The 18,196-nt window shown below is 63.3% G+C and carries 14 protein-coding genes; 3 read left to right on the top strand and 11 right to left on the bottom strand.

Translation table 11 applies throughout. The features are described from left to right. Position 1 precedes the first annotated feature (1 nt). The 3 genes from ACFOMH_RS17900 to ACFOMH_RS17910 all read right to left on the bottom strand — a co-directional run bounded on the left by ACFOMH_RS17900 (position 2) and on the right by ACFOMH_RS17910 (position 2,830). Entirely contained in the window at positions 2-214 is a 213-nt protein-coding gene (locus tag ACFOMH_RS17900; RefSeq protein WP_377746181.1) for a phage head-tail joining protein, read from the bottom strand. Continuing rightward, positions 214-2,193 carry a phage terminase large subunit family protein gene (locus ACFOMH_RS17905; RefSeq protein WP_377746233.1) on the bottom strand — a complete coding sequence of 660 codons (1,980 nt, stop codon included), beginning with the start codon at positions 2,191-2,193 and terminating at the stop codon, positions 214-216. Before ACFOMH_RS17905 ends, ACFOMH_RS17900 begins: the two co-directional genes overlap by 1 nt. A 100-nt stretch (positions 2,194-2,293) precedes the next feature. Further along, complete coding sequence (locus ACFOMH_RS17910; protein WP_377746183.1) at positions 2,294-2,830, bottom strand: hypothetical protein; 537 nt, start codon at positions 2,828-2,830, stop codon at positions 2,294-2,296. Positions 2,831-2,946: 116 nt separating this feature from the next. Here ACFOMH_RS17910 and ACFOMH_RS17915 point away from each other — a divergent pair, with 116 nt between their 5' ends. From ACFOMH_RS17915 to ACFOMH_RS17925, 3 genes are all read left to right on the top strand, one after another. Next, positions 2,947-3,174 carry a hypothetical protein gene (locus tag ACFOMH_RS17915; RefSeq protein ID WP_377746184.1) on the top strand — a complete coding sequence of 76 codons (228 nt, stop codon included), beginning with the start codon at positions 2,947-2,949 and terminating at the stop codon, positions 3,172-3,174. Between the two features lie 95 nt (positions 3,175-3,269). After that, positions 3,270-3,830, top strand: coding sequence for a DUF3489 domain-containing protein (locus ACFOMH_RS17920; RefSeq protein ID WP_377746185.1), 561 nt, complete (start codon positions 3,270-3,272; stop codon positions 3,828-3,830). An 85-nt stretch (positions 3,831-3,915) separates the two neighbouring features. Next, positions 3,916-4,527, top strand: coding sequence for a hypothetical protein (locus ACFOMH_RS17925; protein ID WP_377746187.1), 612 nt, complete (start codon positions 3,916-3,918; stop codon positions 4,525-4,527). 66 nt (positions 4,528-4,593) lie between these two features. On the opposite strand, the gene ACFOMH_RS17930 is transcribed toward ACFOMH_RS17925, so the two are convergent. The 8 genes from ACFOMH_RS17930 to mads1 all read right to left on the bottom strand — a co-directional run bounded on the left by ACFOMH_RS17930 (position 4,594) and on the right by mads1 (position 18,173). After that, on the bottom strand, positions 4,594-5,922 hold the full coding sequence (locus ACFOMH_RS17930; RefSeq protein WP_377746189.1) for a site-specific DNA-methyltransferase: 1,329 nt from the start codon (positions 5,920-5,922) through the stop codon (positions 4,594-4,596). Next, on the bottom strand, positions 5,919-7,181 hold the full coding sequence (locus tag ACFOMH_RS17935; RefSeq protein WP_377746190.1) for a site-specific DNA-methyltransferase: 1,263 nt from the start codon (positions 7,179-7,181) through the stop codon (positions 5,919-5,921). The genes ACFOMH_RS17930 and ACFOMH_RS17935 overlap by 4 nt, the downstream gene beginning before the upstream one ends. Before the next feature lie 415 nt (positions 7,182-7,596). Continuing rightward, positions 7,597-9,687, bottom strand: a complete 2,091-nt coding sequence (locus tag ACFOMH_RS17940) for a 3'-5' exonuclease (RefSeq protein ID WP_377746192.1) — start codon at positions 9,685-9,687, stop codon at positions 7,597-7,599. Between the two features lie 5 nt (positions 9,688-9,692). Next, positions 9,693-10,085 carry a hypothetical protein gene (locus tag ACFOMH_RS17945; RefSeq protein WP_377746194.1) on the bottom strand — a complete coding sequence of 131 codons (393 nt, stop codon included), beginning with the start codon at positions 10,083-10,085 and terminating at the stop codon, positions 9,693-9,695. A gap of 4 nt (positions 10,086-10,089) precedes the next feature. Continuing rightward, positions 10,090-12,969: a site-specific DNA-methyltransferase gene (locus ACFOMH_RS17950; protein WP_377746196.1), complete on the bottom strand. Its 2,880-nt coding sequence runs from the start codon at positions 12,967-12,969 to the stop codon at positions 10,090-10,092. Beyond that, the gene (locus ACFOMH_RS17955) at positions 12,969-14,882 is read right to left on the bottom strand and encodes a GmrSD restriction endonuclease domain-containing protein (protein WP_377746198.1); all 1,914 of its coding nucleotides are present in this window, start codon (positions 14,880-14,882) and stop codon (positions 12,969-12,971) included. Before ACFOMH_RS17955 ends, ACFOMH_RS17950 begins: the two co-directional genes overlap by 1 nt. Then, positions 14,879-17,971: a BPTD_3080 family restriction endonuclease gene (locus ACFOMH_RS17960; RefSeq protein WP_377746199.1), complete on the bottom strand. Its 3,093-nt coding sequence runs from the start codon at positions 17,969-17,971 to the stop codon at positions 14,879-14,881. Before ACFOMH_RS17960 ends, ACFOMH_RS17955 begins: the two co-directional genes overlap by 4 nt. Continuing rightward, positions 17,964-18,173 carry a methylation-associated defense system helix-turn-helix domain-containing protein MAD1 gene (gene mads1 / locus ACFOMH_RS17965; protein WP_021099121.1) on the bottom strand — a complete coding sequence of 70 codons (210 nt, stop codon included), beginning with the start codon at positions 18,171-18,173 and terminating at the stop codon, positions 17,964-17,966. The genes ACFOMH_RS17960 and mads1 overlap by 8 nt, the downstream gene beginning before the upstream one ends. Positions 18,174-18,196: the final 23 nt, after the last annotated feature.

Raw genomic sequence — 18,196 nt, forward strand, 5'->3', positions numbered from 1 at the left:
GTCACAGACCCTTCGTGGCGACGGTGCCCCAGCGGCGGCGACGCGGCATGGCAGAGGCGGTGGCAATTCGTCCTTCCAGATCCCGGATCGCCGCAGCCAGTTCGGCGTCCGAGCCATAGGTCACGGTCTTGCCGTCGTAAGTGACGCTGCGCAGCCCGGCGAAGCGGGCTTCCTGCAGCGCCGTGAGCAGGGCCTGCATGCGTTCCAGGTCCATCAGTCCCTCATGAAGTTCGGAGTGTAAGCCCGCCGTTTCCGGCGCGGCGTGGTCAGAGTCCCGGCTTTGGGCTGGGCCGGGTCGGGTGGTGTGGGAGCCGCGGGCACGGCTGCGGGCAGGCGGGTTTCCACGCCAGCCTGCGCTTCCAGCCGCCGCCACGTCGCCTCGTCCCATCGGTCGGCACCGAGGATCCACGCTGCGGCGCGGGCATAGACCCGGCAGTCCAGCGCCTCGTTCCGCTCGCGCATCTTCTGCCATTCCTGACGGGCATAGCCGCGCTTGTTGCGGATGGTGACGAGCTGTTCGGCCACCAACTGTTTCAGCCATTCGGTGTCGGCCCAGCCAGGGATGTGCACGGTCCCCGACGCATCGAGGATGCCCAGCGCCCGGTCTTCGTCCGAGGGCCGTTCGATCCGCAGGAACCGGTAGGTCTCCGCCTTGAACGTCGCCGTGGCCACCGACCAGAGCCGCGCGCCCCGGCGCAGGCGTTTGCCGCCGATGGTGGCATCCACATAGGTCGGGCCCGAGACCGGCGCCGACCGGTTGAACCCTTCGAGACCCTTCAAGGGCGCGACCTGTTCGAACCCGACCTTGCGCGACCAGGCATAAACTGCCGCCGCCTCGTAGCCGGTATCAATGCCCAGCCGCGCCACGGTCATGAAGGCGCCGTTGGCATGTTGCCAGCTCTTCCCCAACAGCGTCGTCAGCTTGTCCCAGGCGGCCGGATCGTCAGGCCCGCCTGGAATGACGATGTGATCGACGAGCCAGCTTTCCATTCCCCGGCCCCATGCCCAGATGTCGACCTCGATCCGGTCCCTCTGCACGTCGGCCCCGGCGGTCAGGAACAGCCCGGCCATCGGCACCGTGCCTGGCTTCCAGGATTCCCGCCGATCCGCCAGCCGTTGCCATTCCGGCGCGTCGCCCGACTCGACCCATGTTTCGCCAAGCAGCGTGTTGCGCGCCGCGCGCAGTGTCTCGTCCAACCCTTGCGCCGCCAGCCATTCCCGCGCGACGTCGGACCAGCTTTTCCACCCGAGCGGCGAATAGAGCGCCGAGAGATGGAAGCCGATGGCCTTTGGATCCCTGGAAACCGCCGTCGCCCGCCACTCCCCGCGGGCCAGCATTTCTGTCTTGTGGTGCTCGGCGATGGGCCGTTCGCAGCCCTCGCAGTGATAGGCGGCCGTTTCCGGCTTTCCCTTCGCCCAGCGCAGCCGGTCGAACTGCAGCCACTGCATCGCCCCGCAATGGGGACAGGGCACAAAGTAGCGCCGCTGGTCGGACGCCTCGAACTCGCGCTCTATGCGCGACAGCCCCCGGATCGTGGGGGTCGACACCATGAACACCTTGCGCCGGTGCGAGAAGGTGGTGGTCCGCGCCTCGGCCAGCGTGACCGGATCGCCTTCCTCGTCGGCCGAGGCCGGATAGGCGTCGACCTCGTCGAGGAAGACATAGCGCGCGGGCATCGAGCGCAGGCCGGTGGCGCTGTTGGCTCCGGTCAGCACCAGGATGCCGCCAGGGAATTCCTTCGACAGCATCGAATTGCCCGCATCGCGCGACCGGGCCGGGTTCACCCGCTCGCGGAGCGCCGGGCTGTCCGCGATCAGGGGATCAAGGCGGCCCCGTGACGTGCGCTTGGCCAGTTCCAGGCTCGGCAGCACCGCCAGCATCGGGCCTGGCGCGTGATGGATGACGAAGCCGATCCAGTTGTTGCCGGCCTCGGTCGCGCCGACCTGCGCGGCCTTCATGAAGGTGATGCGCTGCGCCGGATGGCCGGGCGACAGCGCATCCATGATCTCGCGCAGATAGGGCGCTCGGGCGGTGCGATACCGCCCCGGCTCCGCCGCGCCGCGCGACGACAGCCAGCGATGCTGATCCGCCCATTCCGACACCGTCAGGTTCGGATCGGGCCGCATCCCCTGCCGCCAGACCCGCAGCAGATCCTCGGCCCCGTCGAAGCCAAGGTCGAGACCCTCGGTCAGATCGTTGTCGGCCTCCGGCCCTTCGCTTGCGCTCCGGGCATTCGTCCCTCGCAAAGGTCCACTGGACCTTTGCGTTTCGTTATCACGAAACCGTTCCTCATCATGCAAGCGAGACCCGGAGGTCGGCGAGGGTGTCGAGCTGTTCGCGGACATGGGCTTCCAGCACCCTCTGCATGATCGCGGTCTCGATCGTCACCGATGCCCCGGACTGCCGCTCCACCTCCGCCATGATCTGCGCCGCCATCAGCGCGGCCACCCGTCCGGGCCAGGTCACCCAGACATCCCGTTCCTGCCGCGCGAGACGAAACACCAGCGTTTCCGCCCGCGCGCGGTCGACCAGCGCGCCCTTCTTCTTCTGGACCGCCAGCTGGCGTTCTTGCGCCGCATAGACCGTCAGCGCCGTTCGGGCCTTGATGTAGGACGTCGTGTCGCCGGGGCCGCTGGCCAACCCGTCACCGCCCAAGCTGCGGCGCTGCTGGTCGGGGTCCGTCGTTTCCGCCCGCCGAATGTCCGAGGCCGCAGCATTGATCGACCCGTCGTCATGGACCACCAGCCGACCGTTCTTGCGTGCCTTCTGCACCCCGCCGCGGGAGAGGCCGGAATGCGCCGCATACTCGCGTTCGCTCATGCCCTTCATGGCGCAAATAATCCGATCAACCCAATGATATCGCTTGGTATTCAGTTGATTACCGGGCGCGACAGAGCGAATCTGATCGCAAGGAAACGATGCAACTCACCGAAGGATGCCCCGCCATGAGCCGCCGCGCCGCCGCTTCCAACGACAAAGCCCTCGACGCCTTCATCGCCGCGAAGGCTGAGATCGACAGCATGCTGGAGCGTCTGAAGGCCCTGAGCGACGACCATTTCGAGACCCACCCCGACGAGGTGCATTGGGGGCATGTCGGCACGCTGAAGCACTACGCGGGCCTGCTGCGCCAGATCACCGACAGCGCCTTCAAGGAAGGCGAACACGCCGCCTGACGCGCCGACGCGGCGCGACGGCCGCCCCGTCCGATGACGGGGCTTGCCTCCGTAGAAGGCGCGCACACCGCGCGCCCACAGCCACGGAGGCCCCAATGACCACCCCGTCCGATACCCAGTCCCTGATCCTGTCCCGCGCTGCCACCCGGCCCGGCAACCTCGCCCTGCCGCTACCCGAGGGGCTGGTCGGCGCCGCCGCCAAGATGGTCGTCGGCAAGATGATCGCCCGCGGCTGGCTCGAGGAGGTCGAGGCCAACCTGCGCCGCGGCGAACCGATGTGGCGCGAGACCGGCGACGGCCACGGCACCACGCTGATCGCCACAGAGATCGGGCTGGAGGCCATCGGGATCGAGCCGCTGGCGGCCAGCGCCGTTGCCAGCGTGCGGAAGGTGAGGCCGAAGCCGGAACCCGCGGAAACGCCCGAAGACACCGGCACCGCGAAGCCCGTCGCCATCCGCGCTGGCACCAAGCAGGCGCAGATCATCGCCATGCTCCAGCGTTCCGAGGGCGCGACGGTCGCTGAAATGGTCGAGGCCACCGGATGGCTGGCCCATACTGTCCGCGGCTCGATCGCGGGCGCCTTGAAGAAGAAGCTGGGTCTGCCAATCGCCGCGGAGAAGGTCGAGGGCAGGGGGACGGTGTATCGGAAAAAGTGACGATGAAAGCGGCCCAGAAAGTCTTTGCCGAAGGGGTCGATACCTTTAGCATTACTCCAAGAACACCAAGGGCGGGTTGACGGGAATGGCAAAAAGAAAATCATTCGAAGACATTCTGAACAGCAAGTTTAGATGGCCAGCACAGGGTGACAAACCGTTCATCATGGCTGAGGATCCTTTTGACAACGCAAACATAGCTGACGATGGGTTCACGCGCCTTGTCCTTATGACAGACGGATACAAGTCGGCGGCTGATTTGATGGTCGCGGCCACAGCCGACAACGCGCCCATGCGGCATGTCCTTGTCTTTCCGATCATATTCAACTATCGGCAGTTTCTTGAATTATCGCTAAAGTACCAAATTGCTACTTTCGGGCCAACTGTGGGGGTCGAACCCAACTGGAAGTCGCATGATTTAGCCAAGTTGTGGTCTGAATTCGTAGAAATTCTTGAGCGATACGGTACTCCAGACCCTGACGAGGCCGACCCGGTGGTTGGCGAGATAATCCTTGAGTTCGCGAAGATTGACCCCGGTTCTTATTCCTATCGCTATCCAGTGGACCGAGAGGGCAACCCTGTGCCTGTAGCCTATGCCGACCTGCACCTCCCGACACTGGCCAACGTCATGCAAGGGGTCGCTGGCTATTTCATGGGATGCGATGGTTACCTGAGTGACCTCCAAAACGCAGTTGCCTAACTGGTTTTGTGCAGTTCGCTGCGGGAGCGCCCACTTGTCCCGTGAACCAATTGGTTTTGCAAGGAATCAATCTATGAAGATTTTCCCCTTCCGCCCCGTTGCCATCTCCCACCGTCGCACGGCAACGTCGCAGTAGACCGGGTCCAGTTCCACGGCGCAGCAGCGCCGCCCGGTGCGTTCGGCGGCGATCAGCTGGGTGCCGGAGCCGCAGAAGGGTTCGAACACCAGGTCGCCGGGGGCGGTGAAGGCCTCCAGCACGGCCTCGACCAGCGCCACCGGGAAGACGGCCGGGTGCGATCCGGCCGCGCCCAAGCCCCCTTTGTGGCGCATGATGCGGAAGACGGAGTCCGGGATGCGGTGGCTCTGGATCGCGTTGCCGGTTCCGGTCTTGGCGTGGACGGTGCCGTCGGCCCCGCGCAGGCCGCCGCCGCCCAGGGTTTCGCCCGCGTGTTTGGACGGGACGGTCTTGTGCGGTTTGCGGGGCGCGCGGTTGAAGTGGAAAATGAACTCGTGCGACGGCGCGAGGCGGCCGTTCCAGTCGCCTGGCAGGCCCGGCCCCTGATCCCACACATACCAGCCAAACCGCCGCCAGCCCTGCGCGCGCATCCAGGCGAGCCAGCCCTCCCAATACGGGATCCATTCGCCATCGCGGTGGACGAGGCCGAGGTTCACCAGCAGTTGGGCATCGGCGGTGAAAGGCGCCGCGGAAAAGACGCCCTGCATCAGCGCATCCCAATCACCGACCTTCTCCTTTGCCGCGCCATAGTCGCGCTGCTGGGCATAGGGTGGCGAGGTGAACATGAGCGACGCCTGTGCCCCGTCCATCAGCCGCGCCACCACGGCCGGGTCGGTGGCATCGCCGCAGATCAGCCGGTGATCGCCCAGCGTCCAGATGTCGCCGGGGCGGGTGATCGGCTCGGCCGGGGCCTCGGGGATCGTGTCAGCCGCGTCATCGTTGATGGGCGCGCGGTCGTCGGCATCATGCAGAAGCGCGTCCAGTTCATCCTCGGGGATCCCGATCAGCCCGAGGTCGAAATCCTCGGCCATCAGGCCCCGCAGTTCCTCAAGCAGCAGGGCCTCGTCCCACCCGCCCAGTTCGGTCAGCCGGTTGTCGGCGATGCGGTAGGCCCGCCGCTGCGCCTCGGTCAGGTGGCCTAGCACGATCACCGGCGCCTCTGCCAGCCCGAGCTGCGCGGCGGCCAGGACGCGGCCATGGCCCGCGATCAGCTCGCCGTCGGCCGCGACGAGGCAAGGAACGGTCCAGCCGAATTCGGCCATGCTGGCGGCGATCTTCGCCACCTGGTCGGCGTCGTGGGTCTTGGCATTGCGGGCGTAGGGCCGCAGACGGGCCAGCGGCCAGTGTTCGATCCGGCCGGGCAGGAGGGGTGCGTTCATGCTGCGAGCCGCTTTGCCTTGAGCGAGGCGAAGGTCTCGCCGGTTTCCGTCAGCACTGCCTCTTGACCCGTGAAGGATTGCCAGCGCTCGATGGCGACATCGACATAGGCCGGGTTCAGTTCCACGCCGAGGCAGACCCGGCCCGTGGTTTCGGCCGCGATCAGCGTGGTGCCAGATCCCATGAAGGGTTCATAGACGGCTTGGCCGGGGCTCGAGTTGTTGAGGATCGGCCGCCGCATGCATTCGACCGGCTTCTGGGTGCCGTGCACGGTGTCGGCATCCTGGTCCCGGTTAGCGATCTGCCATAGCGTCGTCTGCTTGCGGTCCCCGGCCCAATGGCCTTTGCCCTTGGCGCGCACCGCATACCAGCAGGGTTCGTGCTGCCAGTGATAATCGCCCCGGCTGAGGACCAGCCGGTCCTTCGCCCATATGATCTGCGACCGGATTGCGAAGCCCGCGGCCACCAGGCTGTCCGCCACGGTCGCGGCATGCAGCGCGCCGTGCCAGACATAGGCGACGTCGCCGGGGAACAGCGTCCAGGCCTCGCGCCAGTCGGCACGGTCGTCGTTCAGCACCTTGCCGGTGCGTTTCGTCTTGGCCGCGCCAGCCTGATTGCGCCACGAGGGATCGTATTCCACGCCATAGGGCGGGTCGGTCACCATCAGCAGGGGGCGCTCATCGCCCAGCAGCCGCCCCACCACATCGGCCGCGGTGCTGTCGCCGCAGATCAGACGGTGCGACCCGAGCTGCCAGAGGTCGCCGGGCACCGAAACCGGCGTGACCGGAAGCTCCGGAACCTCGTCCTCGCCTTCGACCGGACCATCCCCACCCAGCGCCTCGGGATCCCGTAAAAGCGCATCGAGATCATCGTCGCTGATGCCGAGCAGCGTCAGGTCGAAATCCTCGGCCAAGAGCCCCGCGATCTCGTCGCGCAGCAGGGCTTCGTCCCATTCGCCCAGTTCCGTCAGCTTGTTGTCGGCGATCCGGTAGGCCCGGCGTTCCGCCTCGTCGAGATGGCTGAGCCGGATCACCGGCACCTCGGTCAGCCCGAGCATGGTGGCCGCCAGCACCCGGCCATGGCCCGCGATCAGTTCGCCGTCGTCGGCGACCATGCAGGGGACGGTCCAGCCGAACTTGGCCATGCTAGCGGCGATCTTGGCCACCTGATCGTCGCCATGCATCTTGGCATTGCGGGCATAGGGGCGCAGCCGGGCAATCGGCCAGGATTCAACCTGGCTCGGCGCGAAGACGAGGTCCATTAGATGGGGCTCGGGATGTGGGGGAGGGGAAATGAAAAGCGCCCGCGAGGGGGTTCCTCCAGGCGCAATTCTTCGATGATCAAGGGGTAGGTCAATAGGGGCAGGTCTGTCAACACGAAAAGTGAAGCGGATTCAACAGCTTCTAGCGAATTGGCTTTCTGGGGTGGCTTCCGGCCACCTGGCTTCCCCGGAGGTGGCTTCCCTGGCTTCCCGCCGGGAATCCACCCCGGCCAGATCGTGATTCCGCAAGCCGCTGATCTGACTCAAGATTTTCGGCTCCGGGTCGCAAGGTGGCTTCCGCCTGGCTTCCCCGGTGAAAACGCCTCACGCTAGCGAACCGCCGCGCTGCGCCCCCCCGCATACGTTTGCGGCCGGGGAGGAACCAGAGGAGGGGGGGGGAGTCCCACCTCGTCGGTCAGTTGCCCTTGAGGAAGTCGTCAACGAACTCCGACACGGGAGTTACGCCGGTCACCAGCAGGTGATCCCTCGCCCTTGTGCAGGCAACATAGAGCAGGTGCCGTTCCGTGTTGTAGACTTCCTCGAGGTCCGCGTCGTCAGCCACTGACTCGATCCGCTCTGATTGCGGGATCACCTCGTCGTCGCAGGCCATGACCACCACCGACCGGAACTCCAGCCCCTTCGCGAAGTGCATTGTACTGATGGCGACTGCCCCGTCCTCCACTTCGACCTTTTCACTCAATTCGACCGCGCGAACGCCCGCAGCTTTCGCGGCAGCACGCGCACGTTTCAGTTCCGCGTCAGACCTGACGAAAATACCAACCTCGCGCGGTGCGCAGCCCTCCTTCAGTCGATCCGTGATCCATCCTGCAACCGCGCGGCATTCGTGACCCTCATCGTTGCAGGCCAAGACCATCGGCGGAGGTCCGTCGAACATCGACACAGTGCCGCGCCGCCCTTCCGTGTTGCCATCCACATCCGAAACGGTTGACGGCAGGAGTCGATCGGCATGTGTGCGGATCTGATGTGACGTGCGGTAATTGATGCGCAGGGTGAAAGAGCGGCCGCGGACATCAAGGCCAAGCGCCTTCCAGGAAAAGGGCTGTTGAAAGATGCGCTGGCCAAGATCTCCGGCGAAGAAGAGACCGTCGCTTCGCCCTGCTGCCATGGCGGCGAAGAACCGCGCCTCCGTCACACCCAGGTCCTGCGCCTCGTCGATCACGGCGAAGTCGGAGGGGCGTGCGCTGCCTTGGCCGAAACTGTCTGCCAGACGGCCGAAAACGTCCGACCATGTCACAACGCCGCGTTCCCTTAGCCCAGCACGGACGCGTTCAAAGATGGTCCAAAGGGCTTCGCGCTGTTTGCCGCCGATCCGAGTCTTCCTACCGAGCCGCGAGACGTCACGGTAATCTTCCCACGACCGAAGCTGCCAGGCGTCCACGACGTCGTTCCACTCTCCGATCAAGAACTGGGTCGAGAACCTGTGTCCTTCGACTTCAGCCGCTGCTTTCGCGATCAGCGACTTGACCAATGCAGCAGGTGCGATCTGCGGCTGCCCAAACCGCTCGGAATAAAGGTCATACCCAACTGCCGAGACCGCCTTCACGACAATCCGCGCCGAAACCAAGGGCTCATTGCCCACGAGGCTGGCCAATTTGCTGCGCAGGGCATTCGCCAGCGGCTTGGAGAACGTCGTCAGCAAGACCTTGGCAGAAGGATTGGCGCGGGCAAGATGGACCGCACGATGCAGCGCCACGATGGTTTTTCCTGTCCCGGCCGAACCCGAAACCCGGGTCGGACCGGAGAAGGATCGCTCGACAAGGTCAGCCTGGGCCGGATGCAGAAAGACCGCCCACTTGTCCCACGGATAGTCGAGCGCCTGCTTCAGTTCTTCTGCGTTGGCCAGAACGCGGAAGCGGCGCTGGGCGTCCGGGTGAGCAAACGGATCGGCTTCGACCGGAGCAGGTTCGGGCGGTTGCGGTTTCTCGCCCACAGCCAGTTTCAGCAGAGCTTCCTGCGCCTCTTGCGGCAAGTGCTCGATGATGTCGAACAATGTGTCCTCGGTGGCCGCCCGGACGTCATTCACCCATTCCTCGGGCACGCCAAAGGCCATCAGTTCGAACTTGCGCAGATTGTCGAAAAGGCGGACCGCGGGCTTTGTGACAGGCGCCGGTGTAGCGGCCACCTCTTTGGGCTTGAAGATTTCCACCTCTTCAACCCGCTCGCGCACCTCGACAAGCTGCATGGCGCCCGTGGTCGGGTGGCGTTCAATCTTGCGGCGTTCGGCCCATTTGTAGGCGTCGTCGTGGTGATCGACATAGACCAGCAGGATGCTGGCGGCCGTGCGATGGACGATGATCCGGATGTCAGCATTCACCCGCACCGACCAGAAATTCGAGTCCTTTGCTCGGTCCAGCTTGTGGAAGGACAGGCCGTTCGAGGTCGGGTCCAGTTGCAGGTCGAAAGCGGTGGTCTTCGCAGCCTTCTGCTCCTGCGCCGTCAGGCGGCCAAGGCTGTCGGTGAAGGTGTCGGCGATGCGGAACTCCATCGCCGTCAACCTATTCTAATGTAGTGGGTTACATGCCGGCGATTTGGCCCGTCGTTCATGGGATCGATCAGGACTTGTCGTTGAGCATCCCAAACCATCCAGTGCCAGGACTCGTCTTTGCGTGGCTTGGTTCCCACAATGGCGTCAAACTCCAATCCCAAGTCGTTCTTTGATCCGGCCGTGAATGGCTGCCGTCTTCTTCCCGCCTGGATGCCGAAGGCAGCAAGAGCCCGCCTGATGTCTTTGGTTTTGGTCAAACCAACCTCACGAGCGCCAAAAAGCACCGCGCGGGCGGCGTCGTAGGACGATGCTGCGGGGCAGGCGGCGTAGCGTTGGATCAGCATCGCGACACAGGCAATACCACAGTCTTCTTCGCCAAGTTGCTTGATCCGCTCCATCGCCTCACTCCACCGCAAACACCTTCATCACCTCGTCGCCAAGGTGGTTGATCACCTTCACCGCAATCCGCCCCGACTTCGGCTTCGCGAACGGGCGCGACGTGTCGGAATACAGACTCTCCCAAGCCTCCTCGTCGATCTCGGCCTTCAGCGTGGTCTTCAGCGCCTTGTAGGGGTCGTTGGCGCCCAGGAAGTAGGCGTGCCTCACAAAGAACGACTCCTCGTTGTAGTCGGTGTCCAGCATCCACAGGGCGATGCCGTCCGTCCCCTCGCTCTGCACCTCGCCGGTTTGGGGCTTGAACACGTCCACGCCGAAGACCTGGACCTGCACCATGCCGTCCCCCGCATCGGTGATCCGGATATCCGGTTCGCCGAAGATCACGAACAGGTTGCCCGCGCCGGTGGATTTCAGGTCGCCGCCCATGTGCAGGTCGGGGTTCATCCGGGCTTTCAGCACGCGGATTTTGCCCAGTTTGTCGAATTCGGAGCTATGGGCGTCATAGTTGAAAGCGCAGCAGATCAGCACATCGAAACCGGCGTCGCCAGCCTCGCGCGCGGCGGCGACCAGGTCGGGGCGGGACACCGTGCCGAACTCGGGGCCGATGAACACGCCCGCGCGGCGCTGGGTGTCGCCTTCCATGAAGGTGCCCTCGGCGGCGATCCAGTTGCCGGGCCAGCCCTTCAGGCTGGTGAACGTGATCCGGTCCTCCTTGTGCGCCTGCTGCACGCCTGCGGCTTTCAGGTTTTCCAGGATCATGTGGGCGAAGTCGGTGAAGTCGCGCGGGGCCTCGGCCGCCTTGCGCTTGCCTTCGGCGGCCTCGTAGGTGTCGATCAACTCGTCGTCCCAATCGACGGCAAGGGTCCGGTGGGGCGACAGGCTTTCCACGGTGAAGGGGCCTGCGACGCGGACCTTGCTGTTGTCGGTGAAGGGCTTGTCGTAGAGGTATTCGAACTCGGCCTTGGCGGCGATGCTGGCGTCGATTTCGCGCTGGCGGGCGATGCGCGCCTCCCAGAACCGTTTCAGAGCGGCCTGCGCGGGGGCGGGCCAGCCTGAGGGGGCCTCTCGCGGGATTTCCCATTCCATCAGGCCGTTCGCCGGGGCTATTTCACCTGAGGGAAGTTTCACTTCGCCCGTGGCGCGGAAGTCGATCTTTGTGCCCGCACGGCCGCCGGTTTCCACCTTGAAGGGGGTGGGGTGGCCAGCAAGGGCGGCGTTCAGGGCGGCGATGGCATCCTCGACCGCGGGCTGCAGCCTGTCCCAGATCACGTCGATTTCGGCGTTGTTGGCGATGGATTTCAGCGTGATGTGCGGCACGCGGTCATAGACAAAGCCCTGGCGGATGCTGCCGTGGGTGGGGGCGGATTTGGGCGGGGTGCGGGTGATCTCGCCCTCTTTGCGCTGGCCCTCGGGGCTGTCGGCCAGCAGGTAATAGGGATAGCGCGCGCCCATCAGGCGGGACCGGGCGAGGGCCACGGCGACGCGGCTGGTGTCGATGGTGATCCAGCGCCGCCCCCATTGTTCGGCGACATAGGCGGTGGTGCCAGAGCCGCAGGTGGGATCGAGCACCAGATCGCCGGGGTCGGTGGTCATCAGGATGCAGCGTTCGATTACCTTTGTGTTTGTCTCAACAACGTAATTTTTTGAAAGCAAACTGACAGTATCACTCCAGAGAGTATTCATGGCGCTTACAGGGTAGTCAGCATGAAAACGCCGGTATTTGATTGTATTTGCGGAGCAATGAAGCCGATCAGCGAGGTCGAGTTTTCGCAAGCCAGCAAGTGACGTTTTCCAGTGTCGGTTAGCTCCGCAAGAATACTTAGCTCCCCTTATGTTGATGTTCGCACTGAGATTTGGCGACTCCCCGGATGAAACCAATGGCTGATTGATGAGGAACCTCGCCTTTTCATCCACGCGAGGGTCATTGCAGGAAACAATAGAGCCATCCTCAAGCAGTGCGCTCTGATAGTATGAGCCGTCACCGATGGGCTTCACCTCGAAAAGCTGACGATACTTCAAGCCAGAGCGGTTTTTCCCATACCATAGTGCCGTGTCATGCAGTTCTGAGAGAAACTGCGTTTCGAAGCCACTTGAGGTCTTGAAGCGTATCTGTGCTACGAAATTCCCCTCCCCAAACACCTCATCCATCAGCGCCCGCACGCGGTGGACGTTTTCGTCGCCGATCTGCACGAAGATGCTGCCGCTGTCGCTTAGGAGATCGCGCGCCACCGTCAGCCGGTCGCGCAGATAGGTCAGGTAGGAATGGATGCCGTCCTTCCAGGTGTCGCGAAAGGCGCGGACCTGTTCGGGTTCGCGCGTCACATGGGTCTTGTCGCCATCCTTCACATCGCGCGAGGTGGTGGACCACTGGAAGTTGGAGTTGAACTTGATGCCATAGGGCGGGTCGAAATAGATGCACTGCACCTGCCCGCGCAGCCCCTCCCTCTCGGCAAGGCTGGCCATCACCGACAGGCTGTCGCCTGAGATCATCCGGTTCGACCAGTGCTGGTCGTGCTGGTAGAACTCGGTCGCGGCCTCGGCATCGGGCAGGCCGTTGAAATCGGCGAACATGTCGAACTGCGGGGCGGGTTTGGCGGCCTTCGCCCGGTTCGCGCTTTCGCGTTTCAGGTCGTCGATGATGACCTTGGGGTGGACCTTTTCCTGGATATAGAGCGGCGGGGCCTGAACGATCAGGTCGGACCAGTCCTGCTCATCCTTTCCGCGCCAGACCAGCTGCGGGTCCAGATCGCGGTTGCGGCGTTCGTAGGCCAGCTGGATCGGCGTCTTGTCCTGATCGCGCATCAGGCTTTCGAACTCGGCCGTCGGGATATTCTTGCGCGTGGCGTCGTGGGTGAGGGTTTCGACCTCGATGGGTTTCTTGGCCATTACGCGGCTTCTCCTGTGGTGGTGTCGGCCAGATCGAAACCGTCGTCGTCTTGCGGGATGTCCTGACCTTCCTCAGGATCAGGAGCGGTTCTGCCGATTGGGTGTCCGGTGGCGGCCGCGATCAGGGCCAGCAGGCGGTCTTCGCGATCAGCCATGAAGTCGGCGAACCGGTCGGCGCGGAGGAGTGCTGCATCGATGGCATGGCTGGCGAGGTAAGTGTCGAGGGTGGCCGGATCGATTGGCGGCGTGTCAGCATTGCCCTTTTCCAGTTTGGCCAGATAGACGGAGGGCGCGACACCCCCGATGATGCGGTTCGTCTTGTAGCCCAGCGGCGTCTTGTTGATGATGGTGTCGTAGACCGCAGGCGGGATCTTGGCGTCGGTGCACCATTTCTGAGGGAAGATATGGTGGATATCGACGTATTCGTCGAAGAACACCGTGTGGGTGAAAGCCTGGCCGGAGCGGAAGTCGATGGCACCTTCGTTCATCAGCAGGGCATGGATGCCTTTGTAGGCGGCTGACAAGCGGGTGCGCATGGTGCGCAGTCGTTCGGGGCGGAACCGGCCATCTGTGATGGTGGTGGGTTCCGGTCCGCCATCCAGCCAGGCGGGAACCTCGAGCACGTCCTTGGCGAAGCGGGATTCGACAGCGACGCCGTAAAGCTCGCCAAAGATGCCGCACCAATACCAACGGGCGAGTTTGGCCTTGACCGTGGCATGGTCGAACTTTGCGCCAATACGGGCGAGTATCGCAGCGAAGGGGACCAGCTGGCCCTGATAGGGCAGGTCGATCACGCGATAGATGTGGTGCTGGCGCAGGAAGCGGGCAGCGGTCTTGAAGCCTTCTTCGACGGCGTGGCGGTGTTCGAGATAGGCCTCGAGCGGCAGGTCCAGCAGGGATTGGCGCGAGGCGCGGACGGCGGACAGTTCGCTGTCCCTGCGGCCCTCTGCGATCTCCTTCTCGCGGGTCTTGGCGCCGTGGACGAGGGCGATGGCCTGCAGAACATCCGTGCTCGCGACCTTTTCCAGCACGCCGAACTTCTGCTCTGCCGCGCGTCCATAGACCTGAAGGCGGTGCTGCAACCCCGGCTGTCCGTCCGCCCCGAGCCAGTCATCGCGAAGGCGATGGCCCTTGGCCGCATACATGGCGGTTACCAGTTCGAACGCATCCAGCGGCTTGCCACCGGTGTTCACCTTTTCGAATACGAGGCAGACCGCTTCGTGAGATGTGTCCGGGCTGAGGGCGATCACCGGCACCTGGTAGCCTGTGAAATTCTGGAGGATTTCATTCTTGAAGGTCCGGAACAGGTCCCGATGTTCCTTGGTGTTCCAATGCTCGTTGAAGCCGTCTTGCCATTCGTCCCAGTCAAAGACTTGGTTCAAGGGGAACATCAGGTTCTGGTATTCAAGTTCGGCCGACGACAGGTCCAGATCAACTTCCTTGCCGAAGGCGGACTTCACCTTGCGATCCTTTGGGATACTGATGATTGCATCCTGGCGATCCGTGTCGCCGTTCAAGGCTGCGCGGATGTCGATGTAGAACCATCGGTCCACAAGCTTCAGCCGCGGGGTTACGGTCTGGACCACCTCGCGACGCATGCAGGTCTGATAGAGCGAGGTCATGCGTTGCTGGCCATCCAGCAGCAGCTGGTCCGGAACCTGATCGGTGGCAGAGGGAAGCGCACCTTGCACTGGACGCCGGGCGAAGGTTTCAGCGGTGCCAGATTTCATTTCAAGCGTCATGAGTGCGCCGACGGGGAAGGCCTGCGAAATGGAGGCTACCAGCCCCTTGATCCTTTCCTCGTCCCAGACCCAGCTGCGCTGAAAATCAGGGAGCTGGATCTTGCCACTGGCGCAATGGCGGAGCAGTTCTTCGAGATTGACCGGGTTCGTCCTGAATGCTGCCTGCTTCATGCGTGCTGTGCCTTTTCACTGATCGAGCTATTGGAAACTGCGCAATGCGCATCGACCAGTTTCCTGAATTCTCGATCCATCTCGTAGACTGCCGTAAATTCCGCGAATGCCCAGCGCCCGAATTTGCCGAGGTTGTTGACGCCCGGCACCCAGTAGGCGCGCATGGTGTTCGCCTTGTCCTTCGCATCCTCGCCGCGATAGCCCTTGATCTCGACGATCAGGTTCAGCGGATCCGGTTTGCCGTCGTCGGCGCGGCGGCCGTCGTCGATCTGTACGATGAAGTCGGGCAGGTATTTGCGCGGGGTGGAGCCGGAGAGGTAGGGCACCTCGAGGCCCAACCCTTGGTTCTTGACGTAAGACAGCACGCGGGGGTGACCTTCGGCCACGCGGGCAAACTCTGCCTCCCAATCGCTGTCGCAGACCACCCAGTTGACATGGGACTTGTCGTGGCGCGTCTGCCAGCGCAGCGCCTTGGAAGTGGTGAAGTTGACGTAGGCAGTCGTGCCGGTGGGATTGTAGGCGTCGAGGATCGCCTTGATTTGGTTTTCGCCCTTGAGGGATTCCGTGATGGCTGCCTTGATCCGCTCGGCAGCCATGTCGGCTATTTCTGGGTAGAGAACCTGGCCCATGTGGGTTCCACCTGTGCAGCGCAGGTAGCCGCCATCTAGCCATTGGCGAGTGATCCGCTTCATTTGGCCGAAGAGGTGGAGTTTCGGGGCCTCGCCGTGGTCGCGATACTTGTGAGTGATCAGGTGTCGCGCGAGGCGGAACATGATGGTGGAAGGGCGCAGGTCTTCCGGCTGCTCCAGTGTCAGGTCAACGCCTTCGCCGATGATCCCCTGGTTAGTGGTTGTGGAGGGGCCGAGAAGCTGCGGGGTCAGTTCCAGGATATGGTCAGGGCTGAAACTTGCCTCAAGCCGTTCATCCGGCAATTCGACCCGATAGCCTTCGACACGGGGGAAGGTGATTTCCAGCGCGTCGCGATCAGGCTTAACGGCGTGGACGCGGACGGTTTCGCGCGGAGCCGCCGGGGGGGAGATTACCGGTTTCGCGGTGAAGTCGAATGGAATGCCCAGGACATCGGCATATTCGACGTTGAAGAGCCCCTCGTCGTTCAGTTCATAGGATTGGCGGCGCAGCGCGCGGCCGATCACCTGTTCGCACAAGAGCTGCGTGCCGAAGGCGCGGACGCCGAGGACGTGGGTGACGGTGTTCGCGTCCCACCCTTCGGTCAGCATGGAGACCGAGACGACGCAGCGGATCTGTTCCCCGAGGCGGCCCTTCTTGCCGACGGTGTTCATGACCTCGCGCAGCAGGGTGGATTCGTCGATCTTGTCGCCAGCCGTGATGTCGCCCGTCCGCTCGACCATCTCGCGCTTGAACTGTTCGATCTCGACGGCCGCCATTTCGCGGAAATCCTTGTCGAGCGCCTCGCCGGATTCAAGCTGCGCGCTGTCAATCAGGATCGTGTTCGGCCGCGGCATGCGATTGCCGAAGTCGTCGTAGTTCCGGAACAGCGCGAGGCGGCCATTCTCAAGGGTGGTCTCGGTGCCGTCGTCGCTGACCCGATCGAAGCCCGAGATGTACTTGTAGATCAGTTCCGACGTCGCCGTGTTGTTGCAGACGACGATGAACACCGGTGGAACGCCGATCTGCTTGTCCTGCCAGAGCTGGAAGGTTTTTTCGTAGTGACCGTACAGGGCTTCCAATGCGGTCAACAGCTCGACTGGCAGGCTGAACGGATCAAGCGCCTTCCCCGCGGCGCGGCCCTTCTTGGGGAGCTTCTTGCCGATGTGGTCCCAGAGGTTGCGGAACTTGGGCGTGTCGCCGCCTGGCACGTTGTCGGCTATCGGCACGCGCGGCAACTTTACGATGCCGCATTCGATGGCGTCCATCAAAGAGAAGTCGGACATCGTCCAGGGGAACAGGGTGCCCTCGATATATCCTGAACCTCGAAGGAAGAATGGCGTTGCCGACAGGTCGTAGACGAGGCTGATGCCGAGCTTCCGCTTGACCGCTTCGAGACCGGAAATCCACATGCGGGCGGCCTCGTTGTTCTCCTTGGCCTCGCTTTTCTCGTCGCCTTTCAGATCATCCTCGGTCTCGCCGACGGCGTCCTTCACCCGCTCGCGATAACAGTGATGCGCCTCGTCGTTCAGGACGACGATATTCTTCTGGCCCATCAGGTCACCCATGACCCTCTGGATCATCTCGCCTTCGGTCTCCAGCGTCTGGACCTTGTCGCCGCGCCAGCCCTCGAGCGCCTGTCGGGTTCCTTTCGCGATGACAAGTTTCTCACGCAGCTTGAATGCGTGGTAGTTGGTGATCACGATTTTCGCAGCCTGAATATCGCGCAGCATGTCGGGCGGCGTGATTTCGCGCGAGCGATAGTAGCTTTCAGGGTCGTTCGGCAGCAGGACACGCAAGCGGTCGCGGATCGTGATGCCAGGGGAGACGATCAGGAACCGGCTGGAGAACTGCTTGCTGTTCGGGTGACGCACGGCGTTCACCGTCTGCCACGCTATCAGCATCGCCATGACGGTGGTTTTGCCCGCCCCGGTCGCGAGCTTCAACGCAAGGCGCATCAGTTCGGGATTGGCCTGTTCGTTGGCCCCCTTGATGTGTGCCCAGAACTTGGCGACCCGCGGCCCCATCTTCGGTGCGACCTCGGTCAGCCAGATTGCGGTTTCAACAGCCTCGATCTGGCAGAAGAAGGGGCGGACGCCCTCGAACTTGTGGTGCCGCCAATGTTGCAGCAGTCGGGCTGTTTCCGGTGTCACGAGCCACTGGTCTGGGTTCGGAAGATTGCGCCACGTTTCGACATATCCCCGAACCTCGTTTATGATCGGGGTGGGGTTGTATTCCTGATCCGCCGTCGAAAGATCGTCGTCAGCACCGAGTAGAAGGGCGCCCTGCTTCTGGCTTTGCCGCTGCTTCTTTGTCTTGGGGACCGGCGTGATCAGGTCTGAGCGGCGTCTTGTCTCGATGATGCGGTTCGTCGGTTGGCCATCTGCATCCAGTTCCCAATGGCGGCCCGGATATTCGTAGGGGGAGTTCAGGATCGGCTTTTCGAAGAACTGCTCAGACATTGGGGGAGTCCTTTGCAGCGTTCCCCTTCACCACAGCCTTCTGTTCGTCGATCCACCGATCAATATCGTCGTGCTTGAACCGCCATTGGCCTCGAACTTTGAACGCCGGGATCTGGCCGGTTTGCGCCATCGTGTAGACAGTCTTCTCTGCAACCTTCAACAAAACGGCGACCTCTGGCAAAGTGAGAATGGGGTCCGTCATGGACCTGCTCCCTCTCGAATGTG

The sequence above is a fragment of the Paracoccus mangrovi genome, from assembly GCF_042648425.1.
Taxonomy (GTDB): domain Bacteria; phylum Pseudomonadota; class Alphaproteobacteria; order Rhodobacterales; family Rhodobacteraceae; genus Paracoccus; species Paracoccus mangrovi.